This window comes from Paraburkholderia phenazinium, assembly GCF_900141745.1.
GTDB lineage: Bacteria > Pseudomonadota > Gammaproteobacteria > Burkholderiales > Burkholderiaceae > Paraburkholderia > Paraburkholderia phenazinium_B.
In genome coordinates this window covers 894,126-919,877 of sequence record NZ_FSRM01000001.1, presented here as the reverse complement: position 1 = coordinate 919,877, position 25,752 = coordinate 894,126, and the positions used below count along the sequence as shown (strand labels likewise).

Sequence of the window (25,752 nt, the reverse complement as noted above, 5' to 3'; positions counted from 1 at the left end):
ATGATGACGACGCCCACGCCTATCAAGACACTCTTCGCCAACGACATCCACCGTCGCATCGAAGAAGTCATCAAGGTCGACCAGACCGATGAAGAGATCATCCGCGATGAGATCAACGAGTACGTCGTAACAGACGCAATCCGCTCGCACTACACGGGCATCTTCGACGCCTACAGCGAGACGCCGAACAAGCCTCATGAGGGCATCGCCATATGGGTTTCGGGCTTCTTTGGCTCAGGTAAGTCGAGCTTCGCCAAGATGCTTGGACTTTCCGTCGCAAACCGTACCGTCGCGGGCGAGTCTGCAGCTGAGCGCTTTGCTGAGCGCGCCGGCGACATGAAGCTGTCGGTTCTGCTGAAGGCTATCAACGAGAACATCCCGACTCACGCTGTCATCTTCGACGTTTCGACGGACCGCGGAATTCGCAGCGGCAACCAAACTCTGACCGAGATCATGTATGGGCTCTTCCTGCAAAGCCTAGGCTACGCGAAGGACCTAGACCTCTCGGAGCTGGAGATCGGGCTCGAGGAGAAGGGCCGGCTCGACCGCTTCGAGGAAGAGTACAAGCAGCTCTTCAAGAAGGACTGGGCCGCCGAGAAGGGCAAGGTAGCCTTCGCGCTATCGGAGGCGAGCCGTGTGCTCCACAGCCTCGATCCCGACACGTACCCGATGGCTGACTCGTGGGTGAAGGCAGTCAAGAACAAGGCCGACATCACGCCGGGTAAGCTCGCCGAGCGTGCGGGCGAGCTGATGAGGCGCCGCAAACCAGGGCTCTCGCTTATGTTCGTTATCGACGAGGTTGGACAGTTCGTCGCGCGAGACGTCCAGAAGATGCTCGACCTGCAAGCCATCGTGCAGAGCCTCGGCGTGAAGGGCCGTGGCAAGCACTGGGTCGTCGTCACCTCCCAGGAGAAGCTTGGCGAGCTTGTCAGTGGCCTCGACGACAAGAAGATCGAGCTGGCCCGCTTGATGGACCGGTTCCCGCTACAGGTCCACCTCGAGCCTTCGGATATCTCCGAGGTCACCAGCCGCCGTGTGCTTTCGAAGAACGCCGCCGCACAGACAGCGCTCGGGAAACTCTTCGACGGCCATCGTGGCCGGCTCACCGAACACACGCGGCTCACCGCTGACGTCAAGCTTCCGGAGCTGTCACGCGAGGCCTTCATTGACCTGTACCCCCTGCTGCCATTCCAGATTGACCTCATCATCCAGGTCGTCTCGGGCCTGCGCACGCAGGGCGGTGGGAGCAAGCACGTCGGCGGCGCAAACCGCACCATCATCAAACTCGCGCAGCAGCTCCTCATCAACCCGGCCGTGAACCTCGCCGACCGTCAGCTAGGCGACCTTGTACGTCTCGACCATGTGTATGACCTCGTTGAGGGGAACATCGGCTCCGAGGTCCGCGCCAAGATCGCCGCCATTTCGAAAGAGCTCAACCACCCGCTCTCGCAGCCGGTTGCAAAAGTGATCTGCCTGCTCCAGTATGTGAAAAGCGTGCACCGCAGCGCCGAGAACATCGCGGCCGCGCTCCACCAGAGCGTCGACGGCGATTCGCAGCTCGCCTCAGTGAAGGAGGCGCTCCAAGAGCTCGTGTCGACTCACAAGGTTCGCCAAGGCGACGACGGCTACCGCATCCCGACGCCCGCCGAGGATGACTGGGAGCGATTGCGCAACGGTATCAGCCCGAAGCCGGGCGATTCGCACCGCCTTTACTCCGAGGTGCTGTCCGCATTCTGGCAGCCCCAGCCGTCGCACACACTTTTCGACACAAAGACCTTCAAGGCGGGCTTGGCGATCCACGGCCGTGAGGTCACGGGCGGCGACATGTTGTTCCAAGTCCACCTCGCCGAGGATGGGAGGGACTTCGACGCGCTCGCGGACGAGCTGCGCACGCGCAGCCAGCAGGAGCGCAAGCACGTCTTCTGGGCCATCGGTCTGACCGATACCATCGACCGGGAGACTGTCGAGCTGTTCCGCTCCAAGGAGATGCTTGCCCGCAAGGAGCGCGAGACAAGGGGCGAGGACACGCCCTCGCTAATTGCCGAGGAGCGCGTCCGTCTGCGCCGCCACAGCGACGAGCTTCGTCGCCTTCTGCGCGCTGCGTGCCTCTCAGGCCGCATCTACTTCCGCGGCAACGACCGCAGCCCCAGCGATCGTGCCGTCGACGTAAGCAAGACCGCCGCCGAGGTGCTCGGCCAAGTGCTACCCGAGGTCTTCGACCGCTTCAAGGAAGCCTCCGCCAAGGCAGCGGACGTGAAGAAGGGCACCGACGCATTATTTACTGCCGAGAACCTCCAGGGGCTCCCGAGTGTGTTCGGCAACATTGGCCTCCTGCGTGACGAGAAGGGCAAGACCGTTTTTCGCACCGAAAGTGGTGCTCTGAAAGAGGTGCTCGATCGCATCGAGGAACGCGCAAACTACGGCGATACGGCGAGCGGCCGCTACCTTACCGACGAATTCGCCAAAGAGCCTTTCGGCTGGGACTTCGAGGTCGTGCGCCTGCTGGTGCTTTCGCTGCTCCGGGCCGGGAAGGTTGAAGCAACAAGCAAGGGCCAGACGCTCGATACAGTCACCGGGGTAGAGGCGCGCGAGACATTTTCAAACAACAACCTGTTCCGCCAGGCGTCGTTCCGGCCAAAAAAGGGCATCGAGTTCGAGGAGCTGGTAAAGGCCTCGGAGGCCTTCCGAGACACCTTCGGCAGCGAAGTGAAGGAGCTAAACGCCGGCGCGATCGTTTCGGAGCTTCGCAAGGCGATTGCGCGCAACGAGGACTCTGTCTCCGCTGCGCTAGCAACGCTGAACAGCCAACGCTTGCCGGGACAGGTGATGCTTGACGATGCCATCGGGCAGATGAAGGCCATCCTCCGAGGCTCGGAGGACAACGCCATCGCGACTTTCAACACGAGCCACCGCGCCATCAAGGACGCTGTCAAGCGCGCCGTCGAGCTTGAACAGATGCTCACCGAGCCCCGCCTCCACGATCTCGAACGCGCGCGCAAGGCTCAGGGGGGGCTTTGGAGTTTCCTGAGCCAGGAATCTGACATCGCCCACGAGTTGCGCACGCGCGCGTCGTCGCTCGAAGATCTCCTCGCGCGTGAGACTTTTTTCAAAGAGTTGCCGTCGATTGAACAGCACACCAAGGCGATTGAAACCGAGTACAGCCACCGCTTTGACAAGGCAATTAACGCCCGCGTGGACGCCTACTCGAAGGCATTTGACAAGCTAGTCAAGGTGCCTGGCTGGACTGAGATCGACGAAGATCAGCGGCGTCGTATCGCAGAGCCTTTCGAGCGTGGACAAAAGCGCGACCCCGAAGGCGTTCCTATTCCGCAGCTTCGGGCGGATCACGATGCCTGTGAAGGGCGCCTCCGCGCGGCCACCACGGAGCTGCGGCGCATCATTGATGGCGAGCGCGTCGTCACGGTGAGCGTCGGCAGCTACTTCGCGGAAGGAATCGAGACCGAAGAACAGCTCAAGGCAGCACTGGACGGTATTCGAGAAGAGTGCTCCCGCCTGATCGGCGCCGGCAAGAAAATCATTGTCCAGTAGAGACCGACATGACGATCTCTGACGACACCATTAAGAAGGCTGTTCAGCGCTACCACCGCGAGTACGACCGTTACCTCAAGCTCGCGGCGCGTGTTGCCGAGATCTGCCGGTCCGAAATCGTCGAGGGAAACGCCATCCGTGCTCAGGTGACCTCCAGGGCCAAAAGCCCCAAGAGCCTCGAGGGCAAGCTGCGCCGCTTTGCCGTCAACAGCAAGAAGTCGATTCGGGACGTTGACGCCGTCTTCGAACAGATTCGTGACCTCGCCGCGGTGCGAATTGCAACCTACGAGCAGCGTCATGAGGAGCAGGTCGTAGAGCTGGCCTGCCGGCGGTTCGTCGATGCCGGTGGTCAGCGGCCGACCCATGAACGAAAGGACAAGAACCGCGACAATCCCGGCAATTTCTACCGCGCAAGCCACATCGAGGTGTTTCTGACCAAGACCGACGGCGTCGGCACATATGTCAATGTTATGGACGTCCCCTGTGAGGTGCAGGTGTGCAGCATGATGGCTCACGTCTGGAATGAGATTGAACACGATCTTGGTTACAAGCCAGCGGCTGGCACTCTTTCAGAGCAGGAGCGTAACTTCCTAGTCATGCTCGGCCAATCCGTGCGCATGGGCGATGGCACTATCTCGAGCCTATTTGTCGAAACCGAACGACGGCAGCGGGAACAAGGTGGCACGTTTAGCGACGTGTACGACTTCGTCGCGCGGCTGCGCAGCTGGTTTCCGGGAATCGAGTTTGCCCGCAACGCCGGGGCGCTTTTCGAATCGCTCTTGCCTATCCGCCTTTTAAGCCCCGATAGCATCCGGAAGCTTCTTGAATTGCCAGAGCCGATGACGAATCCTGCACAAGCAGCACTTGACTCGTTCGCTCAGCGCCTGGAGGCACAAGGATCGACACGATTCATACCCGACCGCAACTCGTCAGATGTGCTGCTGGTGCTCCTGCTGCCAAAGATTGGTAAGCATCTTCGGACACCGCTTGCTGAGGCACCGACAGAGGGCGTTGCGAGAGTGCAGTGGTTTGCCGAGCAGTTCGTCGATTTGTCTGCGGCGGCATCACTCGCCGCGTCAGAAACAGCGGGACTCTGACATGGACAAGGACACACGCAACGCCATAGAACGCGCGACTCAGCGAGCGCGGAAGCTCCTCGAGGACGACTTCGCCGCGCAGCTCGAGGGCGACTTCGACATGCATCGAGACGGGGCTGTTGCCGCGAAGGCAGGTGTGCATCTCTCAGCCCGCCAAACCTTCCAGCGTGAGCGCATAGTCGCCGCCATCGAGCACAAGCGTGCTGCCGGCATTAGCACCGCGGACTCCGTCGCGGACTATCTGCGCGACGCCGCCTTTACCACGCTCTATCGCTTCGTCGCGCTCAAAATGCTGGAGGCTCGCGAGCTTGTGCAGGAATGCATCACGAAGGGCGAGCAGTCCGCCGGCTACCGCGAATTTTGCGGCATGGCGCCGGGCCTGCCACTCATTCCCGACAGCGCCGGCTACCGGCTCTACATCGAGTCGCTGTTTGACGAGTTGTCGACTGAGGTGAAGGTTTTATTCGACCGGAGAGACCCTTCGAGTGTGCTTTGGCTGAAGCGCGCGACGTTCGAGCAGCTTCTCGAGATCCTAAATGCCACTGAGCTTGCTTGCGTTTGGGGCGAGGACGAGACCATCGGCTGGGTCTATCAGTTCTTCAACAGCCAGGACGAGCGCAAGAAGATGCGCGAAGAGAGCCAGGCGCCACGCAACAGTCGAGAGCTGGCCGTGCGCAACCAGTTCTTCACGCCCCGCTACGTCGTCCAGTTCCTGACCGACAACACGCTCGGGCGCATCTGGTACGAGATGCACAGCACCCGGACCGTGCTCGCCGAGCGCTGCGAGTACATGGTCCGCAAACCCGGCGAGGAATTCGCACCGCGCGGGAAGAAGGATCCGCGCGACCTGCGGCTGCTCGATCCGGCATGCGGCAGCGGGCACTTCCTGCTCTACGCTTTCGACCTGCTGCTGGCGATCTACGAGGAGGCCTATGCCGACCCGGACAGCCCGTTGGCTGAAGCGACGGGGAAGACGCTCGCGGATGATTATCCGAGCCTCGACGCGCTTCGGAAGGCCGTTCCGGGTCTCGTGCTCGCGCACAACCTCCACGGCGTCGACATCGATCCGCGTTGCGCGCAGATCGCGCAGCTCGCGCTGTGGATGCGCGCGCAGAAGGCGTACCGCGACTTCGGCATCAGCCGTGCGGAGCGGCCCCCGATCCGACGCTCGAATATCGTCGTGGCCGAGCCGCTCGTCGCTGACGACCAGATCGCCAGGGAGTTCATCGCGAAGCTTGATGATGCAGAACTCGAGCGCGTGTTCACGTCGCTCGTCGAGTCACTTAGGCTCGCTGGCGATATGGGGCTGCTGCTCCGCATCGAGCAACTCGTCGCACGCCAAGGCAAACGCGGCCGGACAGGTGACTTGTTCGCCCCGCCCGAGGAGCGCATTCGCGCCGCGCTTGCCCGCCTTGCCACTGACGACGAGACGCGCACCAGCACGCGACGGAGGCTCTTCATCGAGGATGCGGCGCAAGGAATTGGGCTACTTTCCGTCGCGGAGAAGAAGTTCGACACGATAGTGATGAACCCGCCATTTGGCGAGCCAACGGGGCGGAGTCTGGAGCGTTTGCGGGACGAGTTTCCGCTATCGCGCGGAAACATCTTGGCTCACTTCGTTGACAGGTGTTCTGAGCTTCTTTCGCCCACGGGTTACCTGGGGGCCATCATCAGCAGAACCTGCTTCTTTCTTCAATCGTTCGTTGACTTTCGCAAGTCCGTGCTCGAAGAGCGCCTTTGTCTCGAGGCCTTCGCCGATTTCGGAAATGGGGTTTTGGACGCGACTGTCGAGACCGCGGCCTGCGTTTGGTCGGCGAACCCGACAACGCGTAGGCCAGCCGCCTTCTTCCGCCAACTTCGGAGCCAGACAAAGAGTGTGGGGCTCCGCTCGTCTATTTGCGCCCTCAATTCCGGGGAGCCGTCGAGCGACGTGTTTCTGAGAGATGTCCGCGATTTTGGCGTTTTTCCGGATCGTCCATATGTTTATTGGATAGATGAAGAGATCGCTCAACGCATAGCGGAGAAGTCGCCAATTGCTCCAAATGTCTGCGCGATTGCGGTCGGGCTCCAAACAGGCGACGACTTTCGGTTCTTGCGGACATGGTGGGAAGTTGGTGTATCGAGCATTGTCGTGCCAACAACCCGGGGCGACAGCGAGAAGATTCAACAGGAGTGTATAGACCAGTCCGTGCGCGGCCGTGCATGGGCATGGTATTCAAAGACAGAGGAAGCCCTACCGATCCTTTCTTCGATTCATCTGACTGTGAAGTGGAGCAACAACGGGGCGGAGATTCGGGCCTTTCATGTTGGCAAGGGTGACTCTGAGTCGAAGTACGTTCGATCTGAGGCTCAGTACTTTCGGCCTGGCCTTAGTTACATGCTTCGTTCGAACCGTTTGGTGCCTTATCTCGTGCCTGCTGGCATTGTTCCAACAGCCGGGAGAAGTCAGGTGTATCCGATTCACGCCGATGAATCATGGGTGGCTGCTCTCCTCTCATCGAACCTTGCAACTGCAGTGGCTCGATTCAGAGGCGAAGACTTCGCACGGCCAAAGTTTCAGAACTCGATGGTGGCCGCTGTCCCGTATGTGCAGCCTAGCTCGAATGGTGACCTGCAATTAGCGCATGCTGCGATTGCGGGGGTTCGTACGCGTATGGCGACTTCGATGCGGTCTGACGAAACCGAGGTTCTTTTTGTTGCACTGGCCAATTGCGAAGGTTCGCCTGCTAATGCGGGCTGGTCTCGTGAGTCAATAATTGGTGAACCTCTTGAGTTGCGATTCAGTGCTCTGTGTGGACTCACGGCACAACAATTCCGAACCCTTGACCGGGATCGTCGAGAAGCCCAGGAAATCTCAGGGGGGGCGCGTGATGACTCTGAGGTCCAAGTGGAGCTCGATAGCAACCCGCCTAGCGAGGGCGCCGTCGCTGATGCATCGCGCTTGTCGTGGCTTATCGGCATTGTCTTCGGTCGCTTCGACCCGCGCCTCGCGACCGGCGAACGCGCGATCCCGTCCGAGCCGGAGCCCTTCGACCCGCTGCCGGCGCGCTCGCCCGGTATGTATCCCGAAGGCGAAGAGCCAGCCGACCGTCCCGACATCCTCGTTGACGATGAGGGGCACGAGTACGACCTTGCGGCTCGCGCACGCGCTCTAGCCGAGCGCGTCCACATCGACGCGCCCGAGAATCTGCGTGGCTGGCTCGCCAAGGAGTTCTTCCCTCTGCACATCAAGATGTACTCGAAGAGCCGTCGCAAGGCACCGATCTACTGGCAGCTTGCGACCCCCTCGGCGAGCTACTCGGTCTGGCTCTACATCCACGCCTTCAGCAAAGATACGCTCTTTCGCGTGCAGAACGAATACGTCGCGCCGAAGCTCGCGCACGAAGAGCGCCGCCTCGAGTCCCTGACCAGTGAGCTGCGCGACGGTGCAACGGCCGCCCAGCGAAAGGCACTCGCCGCCCAAGCGGCCGCCGTTGAGGAACTGCGTGCCTTCATTCAGGAAGTGAAGCACGTCGCCCCACTCTGGAATCCGAATCTCGACGACGGTGTCATTATCAACTTTGCGCCGCTCTGGCGACTCGTTCCTCAGAACAAGTTGTGGCAAAAAGCGCTCAAGTCCACTTGGGACGCGCTCTGCGAGCGCAAGTACGACTGGACGCACCTCGCGATGCACCTCTGGCCCGAGCACGTAGTGCCAAAGTGCGCGAAGGACCGGAGCCTCGCCATTGCGCACGGGCTCGAAGATGTGTTCTGGGTGGAAGGCGCCGACGGCAAGTGGACCGCGCGCGAGACGCCCACGCGCAGCGTCGACGAGCTCGTACACGGACGGACCTCACCCGCGGTAAAGTCCGCGCTGAAAACCCTGGTCGAAGCACCGGCCGCCTCCGGCAACGCGGGGCGCGGTCGTGGCGGTCGCCGCAAGACTGCTGTCGAGGAAGGAAACGCCTGATGCACCCGCTTCACGACTACGTGGCGAAGCAGCTCGCCGACAAGCTCAAGTCCCGTCGCGTCGTCGTCTGGTACGACGAGCGCGGCGAGTTCCAGACATTTATCGAGGAAGTGCGCGGCGATCCTCGCAGCGCGAGCGATCCCGCTCCGGTTGACGTCGGCGGCACGAAGGCGAGCCTTGCAGAGTACGCAGGATCGATGTTCGAGCTGCGCTCGGTGGTCGAGCCACTCGTGAGCGGCGACGATCCGCGCGCGGTCATCATCTATATGCCGAACGTCGCCCGTGACCGCCACGCGTCCGTCCTGATGGAGCTTGAAAAGGCCGGCATGACGTGGGAGCCGCAGCTTAAGCAGCTGGCGAAGAATGTCCTCCTCCAGAAATACACGCTCGGCGTCGTCGACGAGATGCTGCCCTTTGACCGAAAGGTCTCCTATCAGGATCTTGCGCGCGTCGCGGCGGGAGACTCCGGCGCCGAGCCTCCTTCGATTCTGAAGAGCATCTTCTACGACACGAGCGGCAACGATGAACTCCTCGCCGCATGGCTCGTGAGCGACGCGCGCGACTCAGAGATAGTAAGCAAAGAGGCAACGCGCGAGCTGACGAAGCTCGCGAAGGCGCGCCTCGGGCTCGAGCTGCAGCCTGACGCGCCCCTCGCGAAACTGCGCGCCATCGCGCTCCGCTACGTGCTCGCAGGCGAGTTTCGCCTCGACCTAGCGTGCGACCCACCCTCTTCCTTGGACAGCGTCCCCAAACCCGCATCAAAGGATGACGAGTCTGCTGTGTGTGAGCTCGCGCGGCGGCTCCGCACCCGCTTTCCCGATGCATACGCGGCACTCGCCGATCGCGTCGAAGACGAACTGGGCCTGAATAATGCGACGCTGCCGCCCAGCGAGCTTGGAGCTATCGACACTTTCCGTTTCGAGGAGCGTGCCCTGCTTCGTCACGCGGGTGACCTCATCTCGAACAGCAGGTTCGAAGAGGCGCTGGGACTTATTACAGAGAGAGAGCAGAGCTTCTGGATTGACCGTGACGTCAGCAGAAAAGCACAGTGGGAAGCCACTCGGCGGATGGCCGAGTTGGGTAACGTGGCGTTGGAAGTCCGAAACGCAGTCAACAAAACTTCGGGGGACGCGGCCGTGTGGCTGGACGCTTACGTATCGAAGGATGGCTGGTTCCGGCTCGATCAGGCTCAGCGCCGCATGGAAGTGTGGGTCGCGAACCTTGACGAGGAGCCCGAGGAGCGCCCGCTGGGAGTTGTCCGCCGAGCCCACGAGGACACCTGCCACGCGATGGCTGTGGGCTTCACCAAGGCGCTCGTCAAGTCTGGGTGGACCGTCCCTGGAGCGCTCCACCAGACACACATCTGGAGCGAACACGTCGCCGACAGGCCCAAGCCCGTCGCCTACATCCTTGTCGATGCCATGCGCTTCGAGATGGGTGTCGAGCTCGCCGAGCGCCTGCCGAAGAGCTCCGAAGTCGCCGTTCGAGCGGCCGTTGGTGCGCTGCCCAGTATCACGCCTATCGGCATGGCGGCGCTACAGCCCGGCGCTTCTGCGAGCTTTTTGGTTCTCGAGAAAGGCGGAAAGCTCGGTGCCAGCATCGACGACAGTTTCTTACCCGACCTCGCGAGCCGGAAGAAGCACGCGGCCGCACGTGTGCCAAACTTGGTCGACATGGCGCTTGACGAGCTCCTGAGCCTCCAGGCTTCGAAGCTCGCGAAGAAGCTCGACAGAGCACAAGTCGTCGTCGTTCGCTCGCAGGAGATTGACCACGCAGGCGAAACGGGCTTCACCTTCCAGGCGCGTCAGGTGATGGACACCGTCATCGACAATCTTGCACGCGCCATCAGCAAGCTCGCGGCTGGAGGAATCGAGCACGTCGTGGTGAGCGCGGACCACGGCCATCTGTTCTTCGCGATGGACCGCGATGAGTCGATGCGCACCGACGCTCCCGGCGGTGACACCGTGGAGCTACACCGGAGATGCTGGATTGGACGCGGCGGTGCCACGCCGCCCGGCTGCGTGCGCGTGTCGGCATCGTCCCTCGGCTACGCCTCTGACCTGGAATTCGTGTTTCCTGCTGCGTCGGGGGTCTTCAAGGCGGGCGGCGACCTCGCGTTTCACCACGGCGGCCCTTCGCTCCAGGAGATGGTCATCCCTGTGCTGACTGTGCGCACAAAGACGCGCGAAGTGGCTCGCTCCTCAGCGAGCCCGATTGAAGCGGCTGGTCTTCCGAATGCGGTGACAAACCGCATTTTCAGCGTCAAATTTACCTATGGTGACAAGCAGATGCTGCTCGGGGCCACAAGTATTCAAGTTCGACCGCTGCTGATGGCGGCCGGCCGGCAGGTGGGGGCCGTCGGTATGGCGGTTGATGCGCAGTTTGACCGCGTCACGGGCATCGTGGAGCTGGAGCCCAGCAAGCCGGCAACCATCGCCTTTCTACTGCGCGATGAGAGCGCCGCCTCTTTGCGCGTCGTAGTGCAGGACCCGGCAACCGATGCAGAGCTTTACCGCTCGCCTACCGACATCCCAGTTCGACTTGGAGTGTAAACCATGAGCAACGGAGCGACCCCGACACGAGACGCACTCGACGACAAGGTCAACCGCCTGTTCGCCGGGAAGGTGGTGCGCAAGGACCTCGTCCGAAAGGTCAAGGTCGGCGCCAACGTGCCGGTCTTCGTCCTCGAGTTCCTCCTCGGGAAGTACTGCGCCTCGAGCGACGAGGTCGCGATCCAGATGGGCCTGCAGGTGGTCAACGACACGTTGGCCAACAACTACATCCGCTCCGACGAGTCGATGAAGGCGCAGGCAACGGTAAAGGACCGAGGCCGCCACACCTTCATCGACAAGGTGAAGGTGCGCCTTGTCGACTCGGATTATTGGGCCGAGGTCACGAACTTCGGCCACAAGAACGTACACGTCCCTGAGCACTACGTCCGCGACTACGAGCGCCTCGTGATGGGCGGCGTCTGGGCGCAGGTTGACATGCGCTTTGAGTATGATGAGGAATCGCGCGGGAAGAATCCCTTCTGGATCGACAAGCTGACCCCGATCCAAATCGCCACCTTCGACCTCGAGGAGTACCGGCGTATCCGCAGCGAGTTCACGGCCGATGAGTGGCTCGACCTCATCCTGCGGAGCATGGGCTATGAGCCCGGCGAGATGTCGAGACGCCTCAAGCTGCTGCTTCTGGTGCGGTTGGTTCCACTTGCGGAGCGCAACTACAACCTCGTCGAACTCGGACCGCGCGGTACAGGCAAGAGCTACGTGGTGCAGGAAGTGTCACCGTACTCTGCGTTGCTTACCGGGGGTACCACGGTGGCAAACCTGTTCGGCCACATGTCGGGGCGGCAGAAGGGCATGGTGCAGATCTGGGACGTCGTCGGATTCGATGAAGTGGCTGACCTGCAGAAGATGCCGAAGGAGGTCATCACAACGATGAAGACCTACTGCGAATCCGGCATTTTCCAGCGCGGCCAAGAGGCGGTATCCGGTGACGCTAGCATCGCAATGTTCGGCAACACCAATCAGCCGGTGGACGTGATGGTACAGACCGGCCATCTGTTTGCCCCCATGCCGGACATCATCCGCGACGACATGGCGTTCATCGACCGCATGCACTTCTATCTCCCAGGCTGGGAGATCCCGAAAATGCGGAACGATCTGTTCACGAACCACTATGGTTTCGTGGTCGACTATCTTGCGGAAGCGCTCCGCGAAATGAGGAAGCACAACTTCACCGAGATCATCGACCGCCATTTCTCCCTGGGAGCTCACCTCAACGCCCGTGATCGCAAGGCAGTACGCAAGACGGTTTCCGGGCTTATGAAGATCCTATATCCGCACGGGGATGTGGCTCTCGACGAGCTCGGTGAAATCCTTGAGCTGGCGATCGAGGGGCGGCGACGGGTCAAGGAGCAGCTCAAGAAGATGGGCGCCTTCGAGTATTACCACACCTCATTCAGCTACACCCTGCAGGACACTGGTGAGGAAAAATTCGTCGGCGTTCCGGAGCAGGGTGGACGCGATCTCATTGCGACCGATCCGCTGCCGCCCGGCACCACGTACACCGCTGGCGTGACCTCGGACGGAACAGTCGGCCTGTACAGGATGGAGGTGTCTGTGTCGAATGGCACCGGCAAGCTCAGACTGGCGGGTGGCGTGTCGGGCGCCATGAAGGAGTCGGTGCAGCGTGCGTTCAGCTTTCTGCAGACCAAGAAGTCGGAATTCGGAGTCGCTCGGGACTTCGACGTCGCTGACTTTCATGTTGAGGTCATCGACCTGTTGGCGAACCGGGTTGAGGCCGAGCTGGGGGTCGCTTTCTTCGTGGCTTGCTACTCGGCGCTGCGTAAGGCTCCGGTCACACCGGCCTTACTGATCCTGGGCGACATGAGCGTGCAAGGGAACATCAAGCCGCTTCGCTCGCTCACCGAACCTCTCCAGGTTGCAATGGATAACGGTGCGAAGCGCGCACTGATTCCGATCGAGAACAAGCGGAGCTTCCTTGACGTCAGCGCCGAAATCATGGAACACGTCGACCCGATCTTCTATGGCGACCCAAAGACTGCGGCGTTGAAGGTGCTTGGCGGTCCGTGACAGCGCGAGAACGGATAGCTTGGGTTGCGCCTTCAAGGCATGAATAGGGGTGCCCAATAGCTCGGTCGAGGTCCAGTACCAGCTCGATGCTCGCGTTAGCCAGCAGCACTGTTCAGGCGTTCAAAAAACTACCGTTTGTTGGACGCGAGCGAGCAGGCGCACAACCTTATGGTGCCCCACTCTCAACAGTCTCGGCCTGACCGCGGACCATTTGACACCGACTCGAAACGCGCAAGGCCGCCTCGCCTTGCGCGGCTGAGCTGAGCGCTATCGTCGTCGGCGCCGAGCAGAATAAGACGGAGTGTGAGGCTCTTAGGCAAGATTTGCAGTGCGGCCTTCGCACAGCCACAGATGACCTTAGCCGGACTGCGCTTTCCGTACCTTGCGGTCCGTTTCCTCACCTGTTTCTCTAGCGCCTCGATCTTGTCCAGATAAGGCGCTAGCTCATCCATAATTCGGTCCTCCCGCTCCCTTAGCTGCTTGACCGCGAACGCGTACTCTCGCTCGTACCTCTGTCTGGCGACCCGTGTATCGGACCATGCACGTTTAAGGGGCTCGCTTTCCTTTCTCAGCTTGCGCAGCTCGCGTATAGCGGCCTTGAGTTGTGCCTCGTCTGCTAATTCGGCGGCCAGTTCGGGATTCATCATGAGCCTTTCTCCGCGCACGGCTTGGGTGCTTGCTGGACTCGGTCACGGCTCAAAAGCTTCTTCGATCCTGTGCCCAAGCATGCGAAAACGCCAACACAAGCTCAAGGCAGGATGCTTGATGTGCGTACGACTGGAATCTGCCGTCCATGACGGTCCATGAGGGACACCCAGCCTCTACCCGAAACCCAGACACGAGGGCGTATCTCGCGAGAGTCATCATGAAGCAATTGATGGCGTCGCAGAACACCGGCATAGCTATACATGGATACGCTCCACCTCGTCCAGACTGATGTCGTCCCGGCGGCGGTCGTACAGCTGTGTGGTGCGCGTCGACGCGTGATTGGCCATCGCCGCCGCGTTCTCGAGCGTGCCGCCGTTCTTCAGGTAGGCGGTGATGCCGGTCGCGCGGAACGTGTGGTTGCCAATCGCCGTCCCGATGCCCGCCGCGAGCGCCCGACGACGCACCATTGCATACGCGTTCGCCTGCGGCAGCGGCGTCGTGCTGAGCTGACCGGTGCCGCGACGTATCGTGCGGAATAGCGGCTCCTTCGGATCGCCGCCGATGCCGGCACCGTCCAGATACGCGTGCAGGTACGCCTCCAGTGTGTGGTGACAGGGAATCGCGTGCTGCTTGCCGCCCTTTTCACGCAGGCGCACCCACAGGCGCCGGTGCTGCACATAGACATCCTCGACCCGCATCGCGAGCGCGGCGCCCACCCGTGCGAACGAAAACACCATCAGGGCGATCAGCGCGCGGTCCCGCAGCCCCGCCGGTGTCGTCACGTCGATGCTGTCGAGCAGCTGCCGCGCCTCGGTCGCATCGAGCACCGGTGTCCTGCCCTTTTTCGCGGTGTGGGACGGCCCCCGCACCGAGGCGGCCGGGTTGTGCGGCACGATCTGGCCCGTCACGAGCCAGTCGAACAGGTGGCGGATCGCGGCCAGGTGCTGCTTGACGGTCGGCGCCGACAATGCCTGCGTCTGCCGCTCGATCCAGGCGGCCACATGCAGCGGCTGCACCGCCGTGATCGACGGCACCCCGGCGCCGGCGCACCAGGCGAGAAAATCCCCTGCGGCGCGCGCATAGGCACGCCGCGTGTGTGGATTGCGGATCGCCGACGCGAAGAACTCCAGGAAGCGGATGCCTGCCCGCTCGCCGGCGGCAGTGACCAGCGCCGGGGTGGGAATGGCATCGAGCGCGACGAGCTGGTTCATGGCCTTTTTGTACTCAAATGGACCTCATAGCCTGCGGCCGCGAGCTCACTGGCTAATTTGAGCTTCCAGCCGCCTCCGCTATCCATCGTTTCCCAAAGCACACCTTGGTAATCGCTGGGTAGCTCAAGATCTCCGCTCTTGAGAGCACATACCTTGTTCCGGCCAAGCCGCCCAATGAAATACCCGAGTTCGAGCACGACATTCTGCCGTGCGCGAGGCTGAAGCTCACCGCCCTTCACGCACCCTTCATCGTCGGGCGTGAGCAGCACGACGGCAAACCCGACATCGCCGTGCGCCTCGAATTTTTCGATGATCGTTCGGCCCTGGTTGGCCTGCTCATGCAGGATGACCGGCTCGAAGTCGATGTGCTCAAGGAAGCGTGCGACGGTCTCGCGGGCTCCGTTGTCGTGGCCATGAACAACGAACACGCGCCGGGAAAGCGGCATCGATTTCGAATTGGCATTACTCACAGGCGATAACTGGTGCTCAATGTCCGCCAGCTCAGCCTGCAGTGAGGCCCGTGCCGACTGAAGAAGTCCGATGGACCGTCTGATGTTCTCTCCAACCTCCTCTCGAAGTTGAGCCTCCAATGCACCACGCTTAGTAAAAATGCCTGGTCGTCCAATGGGCTCATACAAATACCCCGCGCCCTGAAAATGGCGATAGCGCGACGAGTTATCGCCAAAGCAACGCTCAAGCGTGTCGCGGATCCTGGCCTGCAAGGCGACGAGAATTTGCTTGTTGTCGTCCGAATACGTCTGAACATCGATTGCGCGTAGTTGATCAACATGTTCGTCGAGCGCGCGGATCCGATGTTCAATCTGGGCCGATGACAGCGATGGAGGGGTAGCCGTGGTGCTCAACGTGGTCTTCTCTTCTATATGTGATAAAGGACATTATCATACATATGTCCGCAAAGAGCAGAAGATTGACACTTCGATCGCGGAAACACCTCTGGCACCCTTATTCGCCAAGGCCTAAGCTACTTAATAGCCCCAGTCCGGATCTACGGCCTGCCAGAAAGGTCACCCATGCTGCTTCCCACCTTCTTTGCCCGGCATTTTCCGTCAACCGAACAGGAAAAGGCGTTTTTGGAAGAATACGGAGCCAAGTTTGTCTCGCAGAGACGTGTAGCCTTGGTGATGGCGCTTTCAATATGGAGTGCATTTTTCCTTTGGGACTGGGTCCAGTCGCATACCTTCAGTCGGACCACATTCATATATCTGGTAATCATCCGCATTTCTGGTATTCTACTTTTCACATTTCTTATTCGATTAAGCTGGAAAGAAAATTTCATAAGAGAAAGGTACGCCGTATCATGGCTGATTTCAGCTGTACTTTTTTCGTGGTGTGCCCTTCTTGCAATGATGCTGATTGCGCCGCCAAACAACACATTCAGGGAGTACTACCCTGGACTTCTGCTCGTTGATTACTTTCTCTTCACTTTTCTTCGCATTCGCACGAAACAGGCTGCCATTGTTGGCGTGATTTGTTTTGTCACATTCAACATTACCGAATACCAGCTTAACAGGGATCCATCCTATCTTAACGGAATGGGAGCCTACGCATGGTTTTCCTCGGCGTTTTTCCTGATCTGCTTCTATGTTCTGGGATCGATGGTTGCCACGCAGCTTGAAATGTCCGTGAGAACGGACTTCACTGCCCGTCGGGCTCTGACGAAAGCACAAGCAGAGGCCACCGCAGCCTCCATGCTTCTGAAAAAACAGAACGAAAAAATGCAGGAATTAGTCCTTGAAAAGGAACGTTTTTTCTCATCAGCCTATCATGATATCCAGCAACCGCTTGCGGTGATCGGCCTCTATATCAGAAGTGCAATACAGAAGCTCCGGGAGCATGACCCGGCCGTTGAATCAGACCTGTCGCTCGTCGAAAGCAGCGCGGCGGACATGGTTAACCTGTTTAAAGGAATACACGATTATTCCGAACTTGGATCGTACCGGATTCAGCTACAGGCTGTGGATCCCGCCGAGGTTCTTTCGGAAGTCACGCAGCAGTACAGCCGGCTGGCCAAAGAAAAAGGCATTTGTTTTAAAATCACTCAAAGAAACAGGCAGCCTCCCTATATCAGCACCGACCGGCCATTGTTCAAACGCCTCCTCTCAAATCTCGTATCGAACGCGATAAAATATACTTTCCATGGCGGCGTCACGATAGGATGGGTAAGATTGCCAAATACGCTTAGAATTGATGTGTGGGATACTGGAATCGGGATTCCAGCAGAGCATCGGGAAAAGATTTTTTCAGAATATTATCAGATAAACAATCCTGGCAGAGACAGAAGCCGAGGCATCGGTTTGGGTCTGTCTATAGTCCATAAAATAGAATCGATTCTGCCACGACACCGGCTCAGTTTTTCATCCGTTGAGGGGCGTGGATCGCGTTTCTCTCTTTACGCACCGGTCACCGCAGGCAGGGTATCGGACGCGCCCTCGATGAGTGGGGGCGGCGCCCCCCCCAGGGATCTAAGTGGAAAATATGTTGTTGTCTGTGACGATGAACCAGCGCTGCTGCGAGGCTTGACGCAACTGTTCGTCAGCGCGGGCGCACTGGTTGATAGCGTTAGCTCACTGACAGAAACGCGTGGGTTGCTCGAGACCATCGGCAGGGAGCCAGACGTCATCGTTACGGACATGCGTCTTCAAGGCGGCGACACGGGGATTCAGGTCGCAGAGACCATTCGATCGCACTGGGAGGTCAGGACGCCCGTTGCATTCATAACAGGCGAGCTCATTACATCCGACTCGCAGTCAATGCGCGGCTTCCAGCCGCCGTTCACCATCATCCGGAAATCGTCAGATCCGGAACAGATTGTTGGACAGGTCCATGCGCTGCTCAACGCGGACAGCCGACGACCTGGTCTGGAGAGCTGATTTCAGGAGTGCCAAGCCGGATCCCGCTTTTGGCCACATAAACGATGAGCTCGGTCCGTCGCCTGACATTGAAGTGCGCAAGCAGGCTGCTCACGTACTTGCGGATCGTAATGTCCTCGATACCCATTTTCTGCGCGATCGTTTTGGTCGGATAGCCAAGAACCACCCATTTCAGGGTGTCAAACTCACGCGGCGTCAGGCCGAGTTCAAAAGCCGTGGTGGCCTGGTTGCCCAGACCAAAACCTCCCGGGTCAGGCCTGCCGTGTGGCCACGCAGTACTGGGCGGCGACGAATGATCACCGCGGTCGACAATCGATGCCGGCAGGAACACGCCTCCTGCAAGTGCAGCCTGCAGGGCAGCAAACAGGACATCCGGGTTCTGTGATTTCGGCACAAATCCCATTGCATGAAGTTCGATTGCCTTATCGATAATGGCCGGGTCCTCCTGCGCCGACATGATGACCACCGGCAGTGAAGGCCGGTCAATTTTGAGTTGTTGCAGTGCCGTAAAACCGTGCCCGTCGGGGAGGTCCAGGTCGAGAAAGACCATATTCAGTGCCTGGCGACGCGCCTCTTCCAGTCCTTCCGCCAACGTTCCCGCTTCGACAACCTCCATGTCCGAGCGCACCTGTTTCAGCAGCAATGACACTCCGGCTCTTAGCAGTGCGTGGTCGTCTATCAGAAGTACTCGCATGACATGTCTCGCGGGTTGTTTCCGACAGCGTATCAAGACGCGTCGGGATACGCACTGCTACAGATGTAGCCTGTCACCGGATACATCGGTTGTGCAACGTATGTGCGTTACATCAGCCCTTCGCATTGACCAAAATGGTTTTCACCGGGGCCGCAATGTTCCGGCTTCAACCCTCAAGGAGATGATCATGAAGACCGCAACAACCCTCAAACTTACGGTGATCACGGCAGCACTTCTGGTTTTTGCCGGTACAGCTTCGGCCGCCGAGGTTTGTGTAGTGGATACCGCTGGTGACTTCTGCCAAATGATGCAGTGGGTGCAGCCTGGCGCGCCGTGTGTCTGCCGCGAACCTAACGGCGTGTTCTACGGCGTCGCCGCATTAACCTAGCAATAGGCAAGGAGCCTTGCGCTTTTTCGCCGGGGCCGAGTCCGTGCTGGGCAAAGCCCAGCACGATTTGACATGAAGTTTGATGTGGCTTTCCACTCGACACGGAATGCTTTTTCGCCATGCGGCCACGTATGAGGCAGAGCAATCTTTCAGTTCAGAAGACACTTAATTTCTCCGCCTCCTGGTCGATAAGAGGAGTGACGCTGAGTTGCAGCGCCACCAACCCACAGGAAAATTCAGATGATAAGAGTACGCTTTACCGTTGCTGCCGCACTGGTCGCGTTGATTTGGAGCGCCGCAGCTACTGCGCAAACGTCGGCGACCCAGTCCACATTTGTGACGGGCTCCGATGCCCATGATTTTCAGATTCGCTGTCAGAAGAACGGTCAGCTGACGATGGGTATCTACCAACGGAATAACACCAGCGAATACCAAGTTGCCAGAAATATCAGTTACATTCAGCTTGGTAACGGGAAATACGGGCTGGACTTCATGCGCGGCTTTACTTCCCCAACGGCGCACGAAGTCTATTTCCCCGCAATCGACGAAAGCTGCGAAATCACCCAACAGTAGGCCTGCGGAGTCCTATAGCTGAATCCGCTCGACGTCTTCGAGCGCGATGTCGTCGCGCCTGCCGTCATACAACTGCGTAGTGCGCGTCGACGCGTGGTTGGCCATTGCCGCCGCGTTCTCGAGCGTGCCACCGCTCTTGAAGTACGCAGCTCAGATGTCAAAGGTGGGAAATGTTGCTTCCGTCCGCGTCGTACGTCTGATCTGACCCACAGGCGCCGCAGATCGTCCCGCCGAAGTCTCGATAGCCGCGCTCGATGTAGCCGTCTTCCTTCACGGACTCGCGATCGTATTCACTGAGCGTGTCCTGATAACGCTTCAGCCACTCTGGAGTCGGATCGATTCGAACCGTTTTGGCCGACGCGTCGACAGTAACGTTGCAGCCGTACAGTTCTAATGCGGGATACGGAAGCGAAACCTCAACGGTGCTGCGGCAGTTTGCGTCTGTGCCGTCGGCACACGGAATTTCAATTTTCATGATGATGTCTCATCTAATGAGAAACAGAGTCGATTCGACGTCCCGCGCCGACAAACAGATACGACGCTGAGCGCGGGAAGGCCCGGTGCTTTCGAGTCTACGTTTCGCAGACCACGCGGTAGCGCTCAACCAGTTCCTCGACGCGCGCGCCAGCGAGGTACATCGCCACGTTCAACACGAAGTCAGCATTAATCGCGTGGTAGCCGTGGTCCTGCGGCAGGATCTTTTCGGTCTGCGCAAGCGCGGCGATCGTCGGGATGCCGAGGACGTTCACCCACAGGTTGTCCTCGAAATCATCGCGCATGGTGACTTCGACGCAGGCGGCGTAGTCGTGAGGTGAGAGCAGAGTTCTGCCCGCAAACTCACCGAACTCGGTCGACCAGTCGGCATTGAGGCAAACGTTGCGAGCGAGCCGCGCAGCCAGCGCGGTATCCGGATTGCGCGCTTCATTGCATAAGGCCTTGAGGCTCTGTGCGATGGGCTCGAAATCGTGAGCGACGACGGACTTGAGCTCGATCGCGAGCACGCGTACGCGCTCGACATCGAAACCGAAATCGTCACGCGCGTAGCGATCTAGAACCATGAGACCGTCCGCCCGCATAGCCGCCTGGGTTCGGAAGCCGTGAGCCCGGGCGACGAGCTCGTTAGCATGGCCTTTCGACAAATCGTGGCCGTGCATTTTCGCGACTACGAGAAGCTCATCAGCGAAGTGTCGATCAAGCTTGATGTATGGCGTGGGTGCAACGACCGTGGTTGCTTCTGACATGTCATTCCTCTCTCAAAACGTTGGGCAGAATCCTGCCTGCACATCTGTGACGATATATAAGACATGCGTTCGTTTTGCAGCTAGGCTGACAAAAAGGGGACTACTGAATTGCCTACAACACGGCCGGTAAGCCCGTCACGAGCTGGTTCGCCGACAGTGAATGTGCCATCGAGCGGACGAAGTGTCAAGCGCTGACCTCAAGACGTAAACGTTGCGACACGAGGCTCCCATCACTATGCTTCCAGCGCATCGGTCAACGAGTCGATTGCCGCGTCGTGAGTCCTTACCAATGGTGGGAGGTCGCATTACATGTCTCAAATGGGTAGCACAGACTAGGGCGGGTCCACGCTCACGAGGTGTCGGTCAATAGCGTTCCCAGCGGCGCACGACGATCGATCTGACGAGGATCGTGAAATATCGGCAGCAAAACTGAATCGGTGCATGCGTAACACCCTTCGCAATCAGCTTGTGGTACCACCTGATCGGCCCATTTAAACTGTCACCCCCCGGTCGCTTGTAGGCCTGCCGCACCGCGACGTTGCGCGGCGGCGGCTCGCGTCGAGCTCGTCAGCAACTATCGGCGCTCACCCACGCTACTCGTTAGCGTTGGCATACGCCATGCTGGCGTCAAATTCCATTGCGTAGCGCGGCGAACAGAGCTCACGGTTCGATGGGGATCGTGGGCCTGCAGGGTGGCAGCCGGTCGCCGGTGCCGCTTGTAGGAGAACAGCGCGCGCCCGGCGAAGCTGCACCGGATGAATACTCGGCCGCTAGCGAGTCTTGTTTGCCATTCGATTGATTTACGAAGTGGCTGACCCCTTCGGTGCAGCGCCCCGCCATGTGTATCAAGCGATAGCACTCTCGGACTTCGGCAACTGAGCGAGCTTATTTGGAATTCATTGGCACACGCCGCCCCTCGGAACTACGGATTGGAGACGGGTCGCGCGAGTCGGTCCGTACCCCGCCGCTCTTCGGCAATCCGAGCCGTCCGCTCGGGCAAGTCTTTGCGCCGGACTGCGCTTTTCGTATCTTGCGGTCCAACTTCCTCACCTGTTTCTCTAGCGCCTCAATCTTAGCGAGATAGGGTCGTAGCTGATCCATAATGCGGTCTTCTCGTTCCCGTAGCTGCTTGACCGCAAACGCATATTCCCGCTCATACCTCTGCCTGGTCACCCACGTATCTGACCATGCACGGTTAAGAGGGTCGCTTTCTTTCCGTAGTTTCCGTAACTCGCGTATGGCGGTCTTCAGTTCTGCCTCGTCAGCCAATTCGGCGGCCAGTTCGGAATTCATCTTGAGCCTCTTGCGTGCACTGCACGACCGTTTGGAAGGGCAGAGCATGATTAACTCACTTTCTGAGCATGCCGCCCCCCGACAAATCTCCCTACGAAGGCAATGCCAACCGCCTTGAGCGCTTGCGTCGTCAACTACCGGCTATCTATGACCTTCCTTCGTATGACGACCCGATTTGGCAGATGGCGAGCGCGAAGATGCTTCTGCGACGGTCGTTTCTTTCTGAAGGCCCGGGTACCAATCATCTGCAGCAACTGTCGTTCTTCACTGATACGCTCAGCTCGTCGTCGGTGGGTTCGCCGTTTGCCACTACTTCGAATAGCGCCTACCGCCTGTCGCTGCGTCGCCATTTGCTCCAAAATCTGCGTCTCCATTGCTTCCTCTGTAGTGCTCGACATCGCTTCGCGCGAAAAAATTTAGCGGCTAAATTTTCCATCGCGGCTTCTCAAAGTTTAGCCGCTAAATTTTCGGTGGTGAGTCGCTCACGAGTCTGAGCAAGGCACTCTGCATGGAAATGATGCGGTCCAAGACGCCATGAATCAGACGGCGCAGGTATTCCGGGTCTTGCCCCCCCAACTTCTCGCTGTTTGTTAGCCATAGCTTCAACAAGCCGCCGAGGCGCCCTTGGTCCCCGTTGATTTTCGCCAACTGCCGAACGAGGTTAGCGTCGATCACGCCCTCGATCTTGTAGCCCATACCGACGTTGCGCAGATATCGCGACACGCTCAAGCCAGCATTGCGAGCGTTCGCCTCAATCCGCGCCTTTTCTTCCGGCATGCACCAAACGCGAATCGGTTGATGCTTTCTACGTGGTGCGTCGTCCATCTTGGCGTCCATTTTTGATTGTTATCGGCGGTAGCCGACTGGTCTCGCAGAGCAAGACCCGCAGTTGAGTGCAAAGCGCGAATAAGCGGAACTTGATGTAGGACTGCGCGCTTGCGCGTAGGCCTACATCACCTGTCTTGCCCGGTCCTTCATCAATATTTTTCGAAACGCATTGAAGAACACTTCAAGATTTTGTCGATATTTTCGAAACACATCCAAGAACATTTCAAGATTTTGTCGATAACATTCGATACACAAGCACGAAATTATCAAAATTTAGCCGATATGAAACCATCCGAGGGACACAGGAAAGTCACGCCGGTATGAAGCCAACCCAGCCGGAACGGTCTCTATGTCAGGCAGCCTGCGATTGCAGGCGCTCGGAAGTTATCGCGCAATACCCCTTGTTATCTGCCTTACTCGCGCTATCTCCTCCTCCACGGAGGCATTGGGTAAGTGTGATGTTGGAAGCTCGGCACGCAATCTGGACGCCCGTGTCGCGTTAGCTGTCGGTGTAAACTTCCTGTCCGCAGCCGCCTGGATAAGCCCAGCAAGGTATTGCAATGGGCCGCGGGTCAGGCTTCCGCTTTCCACGCGGAACGACAACTCATCAAGCAGTTGCTGTGCTAACAAGAAATCTACGCTCGCGAGCATTTTCTCGACCGCCGAAACCTGTTCCGAAGTCAGCGATTCGGGAAACCGCAACTGGTTAGTAGTAGTGTTAACAGTAAAAGTATTGTTATGGTTAGTGTTAGCCCGCTCCGTATGGGTAGGGTACGGATAGGGTATCGATACCCTATCGGGCAAAATACAGTGCGCGCTAAGTTCTGATTGGACTGCGGCTCGCAAATTGCCCACCTTTTTATTAGCTACCGGCAGGCGGGCAACGAAGTCATCGACGAACTCGTGGCGCCAGTGCGGGGGAATCGCCGAGATTTGTTCGAATGTGCGCTGTCGTAGAGTTCCAGCGACAGCCATTGTCGGTGAGTTGTGATCCCACCAGATGTGTATCCATACGTAGCTCGAATCCTCATCGAATCGCACAAAATTCGAGTCGCTCAAGCGTCGTAGCACAGGTATAAGTTGTGAGTCTGTGTCCCAGCCCATCTCGGACGCCGCTATACGCGGAACAATCTGATATACGCCAATAATGTTGCTGAACGGGCTGGTCAGGAGATACGAAAGCGTGGCCCGATCTTCCTGTGTTCTGCCAGCCATCTTCGGCGAGCGCCAAAACGCCGAATCGTCAATTGTGCGTTGCCGCCCCATGAATACGCCTCAAAAGAAAAATGACGCTGTTTGGCGCCTTAACCATTGCACAGCGGCCGCCCTTAGACTCGCCACATTCGCGCAAATGGCCCATTGTTTTTTGTGATTCTTCAAGCTCGGCGTATGAACGCCTAGCATTCAACTATCCGGCGATATTCATTGCTTTGTTCCGTAGTCGTGCGACCACTTCTACTTTAGTTGGCCGGCCGCGACGCATTCGCGGTTGATCGGTTGCCGCTGTGTTGAGCGTAGCGGCCAACCCTTGCACATGCTCGGCAAGCCATTGCTCAACGTCTTCGACGCGCCAAAGTAGACGCTTCGTCCCTGGAAGCCTGCAAATCGGGGGGAGCGACCGAGGGTTGCGGGTGGCGTCGCTTCGAATGCTAGCGGCAGACTTGTGGATGCACGCAGCGAGCTGGTCAACCGTCAGAAGGGTTCTCATCAGCCTTCCCTCCTGATATCCAGCAGCGCGCAACCGCTTACTCTGTCCCAACCTAACGGTGCGACGACTAATGTGGCTGTACGTTCCGGATGCGACAAGGGGCATCCCTTCCTTCCCAGGAACGGGAAAATACGATCAACGCGATCTGATCTCAATTTTGATAACCGAGTGGAGCGGCTAGAGACTGGTCATCGAGTAGTTACGCCGGGAAACTGCTCGGTAGCTGACCTTGGCCACACCGAGGGCCCGGCCGCGTGATCTTTGGTGATATCACGGTGTGGTAGCGAGCTGCAGATGCAGCAGCTCGCTCTTCGAGCCAGCTGCGCGAAGCGCAACTAGTCGGTATTGACCTTGGCGACACCGACGCCCGGCCGTCTGGTTGTGAAATCACGGTGTCAAGGAGGAGTCTGATTACTCAGACGAACTAAAGTCTACCGCACAATAATGTGCAATGTCACGCGGTACTAAGCATTCGCTATGGCCCGTCGCCACAAAATTGCCACACCGCGTTTGCAGAAACCTGCACTAGGATGCAAAACAACGCACTACATCGCAAGACGTAGTGCGTTGTTTCTAAAGGAAAATTTGGTGGAGAGGAGGAGGATCGAACTCCCGACCTTCGCATTGCGAACGCGACGCTCTCCCAGCTGAGCTACCCCCCCGACGACAAACGATTCTAGCACAAGGTTTTTCCGTTTTGCCAAGCCGCCAGGCCGCAGCAAAACCTCACCTGGAAGGCGCCCCGGCGAGCACCCAATCCACAACCGTGCGGATATCCACATCGCTCATCGTCGGATGCGGGGGCATCGGCAAAACACCCCACACACCCGAACCGCCATCCTTAACCTTGTTCACAAGTTTCGCGGGCGCTTGCGCATCGCCCTTGTACTTCGCCGCGATCTGCTGAAACGAAGGCCCGACGACCTTGCGGTCCACCGCGTGACAGCCCATGCAAGCATTGGCGCGCGCGATCATCTGACCGCGCGGTGCATCATCCGCCCGCGCCGCCGTCACCAACCCAGCAAGGCCCACCAGAGCAACAACCACGACCCCCGATTTCCGCACCCCGAGCATCACCACGCAA

General features: G+C 59.0%; 16 protein-coding genes and 1 tRNA gene. 8 read left to right on the top strand and 9 right to left on the bottom strand.

What is annotated here, in order from left to right:
• From brxC to brxL, 5 genes are read left to right on the top strand one after another with little or no spacing between them, the layout of a single operon-like run.
• Entirely contained in the window at nucleotides 1–3,549 is a 3,549-nt protein-coding gene (gene brxC, locus BUS06_RS04315; protein ID WP_217272796.1) for a BREX system P-loop protein BrxC, read from the top strand.
• A gap of 8 nt (nucleotides 3,550–3,557) precedes the next feature.
• Nucleotides 3,558–4,646: a GTP pyrophosphokinase gene (locus tag BUS06_RS04310; protein ID WP_074263137.1), complete on the top strand. Its 1,089-nt coding sequence runs from the start codon at nucleotides 3,558–3,560 to the stop codon at nucleotides 4,644–4,646.
• 1 nt (nucleotide 4,647) lies between these two features.
• Entirely contained in the window at nucleotides 4,648–8,595 is a 3,948-nt protein-coding gene (gene pglX / locus BUS06_RS04305; protein WP_074263136.1) for a BREX-1 system adenine-specific DNA-methyltransferase PglX, read from the top strand.
• Nucleotides 8,595–11,147 carry a PglZ domain-containing protein gene (locus tag BUS06_RS04300; RefSeq protein WP_074263135.1) on the top strand — a complete coding sequence of 851 codons (2,553 nt, stop codon included), beginning with the start codon at nucleotides 8,595–8,597 and terminating at the stop codon, nucleotides 11,145–11,147. Before pglX ends, BUS06_RS04300 begins: the two co-directional genes overlap by 1 nt.
• 3 nt (nucleotides 11,148–11,150) lie before the next feature.
• Nucleotides 11,151–13,193: a protease Lon-related BREX system protein BrxL gene (gene brxL, locus BUS06_RS04295; RefSeq protein WP_074263134.1), complete on the top strand. Its 2,043-nt coding sequence runs from the start codon at nucleotides 11,151–11,153 to the stop codon at nucleotides 13,191–13,193.
• Nucleotides 13,194–13,375: 182 nt separating this feature from the next.
• Here brxL and BUS06_RS38125 read toward each other — a convergent pair whose 3' ends face one another.
• The 3 genes from BUS06_RS38125 to BUS06_RS38120 all read right to left on the bottom strand — a co-directional run bounded on the left by BUS06_RS38125 (nucleotide 13,376) and on the right by BUS06_RS38120 (nucleotide 15,915).
• A complete protein-coding gene (locus BUS06_RS38125; RefSeq protein ID WP_254368748.1) occupies nucleotides 13,376–13,840 on the bottom strand; it encodes a hypothetical protein in 465 nt (154 codons plus the stop codon).
• Between the two features lie 255 nt (nucleotides 13,841–14,095).
• Nucleotides 14,096–15,052, bottom strand: coding sequence for a tyrosine-type recombinase/integrase (locus BUS06_RS04285; RefSeq protein WP_074263133.1), 957 nt, complete (start codon nucleotides 15,050–15,052; stop codon nucleotides 14,096–14,098).
• The gene (locus BUS06_RS38120; protein WP_254368746.1) at nucleotides 15,049–15,915 is read right to left on the bottom strand and encodes a nucleotide-binding protein; all 867 of its coding nucleotides are present in this window, start codon (nucleotides 15,913–15,915) and stop codon (nucleotides 15,049–15,051) included. Before BUS06_RS38120 ends, BUS06_RS04285 begins: the two co-directional genes overlap by 4 nt.
• A gap of 168 nt (nucleotides 15,916–16,083) precedes the next feature.
• Between BUS06_RS38120 and BUS06_RS04275 the strand changes: the two genes are divergently transcribed.
• Nucleotides 16,084–17,943, top strand: a complete 1,860-nt coding sequence (locus BUS06_RS04275; RefSeq protein ID WP_074263131.1) for a hybrid sensor histidine kinase/response regulator — start codon at nucleotides 16,084–16,086, stop codon at nucleotides 17,941–17,943.
• On the opposite strand, the gene BUS06_RS04270 is transcribed toward BUS06_RS04275, so the two are convergent.
• Nucleotides 17,906–18,637: a response regulator transcription factor gene (locus tag BUS06_RS04270; protein WP_074263130.1), complete on the bottom strand. Its 732-nt coding sequence runs from the start codon at nucleotides 18,635–18,637 to the stop codon at nucleotides 17,906–17,908. The two genes, BUS06_RS04275 and BUS06_RS04270, sit on opposite strands and share 38 nt — an antisense overlap.
• A 187-nt stretch (nucleotides 18,638–18,824) precedes the next feature.
• On the opposite strand from BUS06_RS04270, the gene BUS06_RS04265 reads away from it, so the two are divergent.
• Nucleotides 18,825–19,025, top strand: a complete 201-nt coding sequence (locus BUS06_RS04265) for a hypothetical protein (protein WP_074263129.1) — start codon at nucleotides 18,825–18,827, stop codon at nucleotides 19,023–19,025.
• A gap of 240 nt (nucleotides 19,026–19,265) precedes the next feature.
• On the top strand, nucleotides 19,266–19,598 hold the full coding sequence (locus BUS06_RS04260) for a hypothetical protein (protein WP_074263128.1): 333 nt from the start codon (nucleotides 19,266–19,268) through the stop codon (nucleotides 19,596–19,598).
• Nucleotides 19,599–19,755: 157 nt separating this feature from the next.
• Here the strand turns inward: BUS06_RS04260 and BUS06_RS04250 are convergent, their stop codons facing one another.
• The 5 genes from BUS06_RS04250 to BUS06_RS04215 form a co-directional block, all read right to left on the bottom strand.
• Entirely contained in the window at nucleotides 19,756–20,073 is a 318-nt protein-coding gene (locus BUS06_RS04250; RefSeq protein WP_074263126.1) for a hypothetical protein, read from the bottom strand.
• 97 nt (nucleotides 20,074–20,170) lie between these two features.
• Nucleotides 20,171–20,839, bottom strand: coding sequence for a hypothetical protein (locus BUS06_RS04245; protein ID WP_167379367.1), 669 nt, complete (start codon nucleotides 20,837–20,839; stop codon nucleotides 20,171–20,173).
• Between the two features lie 1,752 nt (nucleotides 20,840–22,591).
• Nucleotides 22,592–22,957, bottom strand: a complete 366-nt coding sequence (gene traJ, locus BUS06_RS04235) for a conjugal transfer transcriptional regulator TraJ (protein WP_074263124.1) — start codon at nucleotides 22,955–22,957, stop codon at nucleotides 22,592–22,594.
• 2,297 nt (nucleotides 22,958–25,254) lie between these two features.
• A tRNA-Ala gene (locus BUS06_RS04220) sits at nucleotides 25,255–25,330 on the bottom strand.
• Between the two features lie 64 nt (nucleotides 25,331–25,394).
• The gene (locus BUS06_RS04215) at nucleotides 25,395–25,742 is read right to left on the bottom strand and encodes a c-type cytochrome (protein WP_074265908.1); all 348 of its coding nucleotides are present in this window, start codon (nucleotides 25,740–25,742) and stop codon (nucleotides 25,395–25,397) included.
• Between the last annotated feature and the right edge of the window lie 10 nt (nucleotides 25,743–25,752).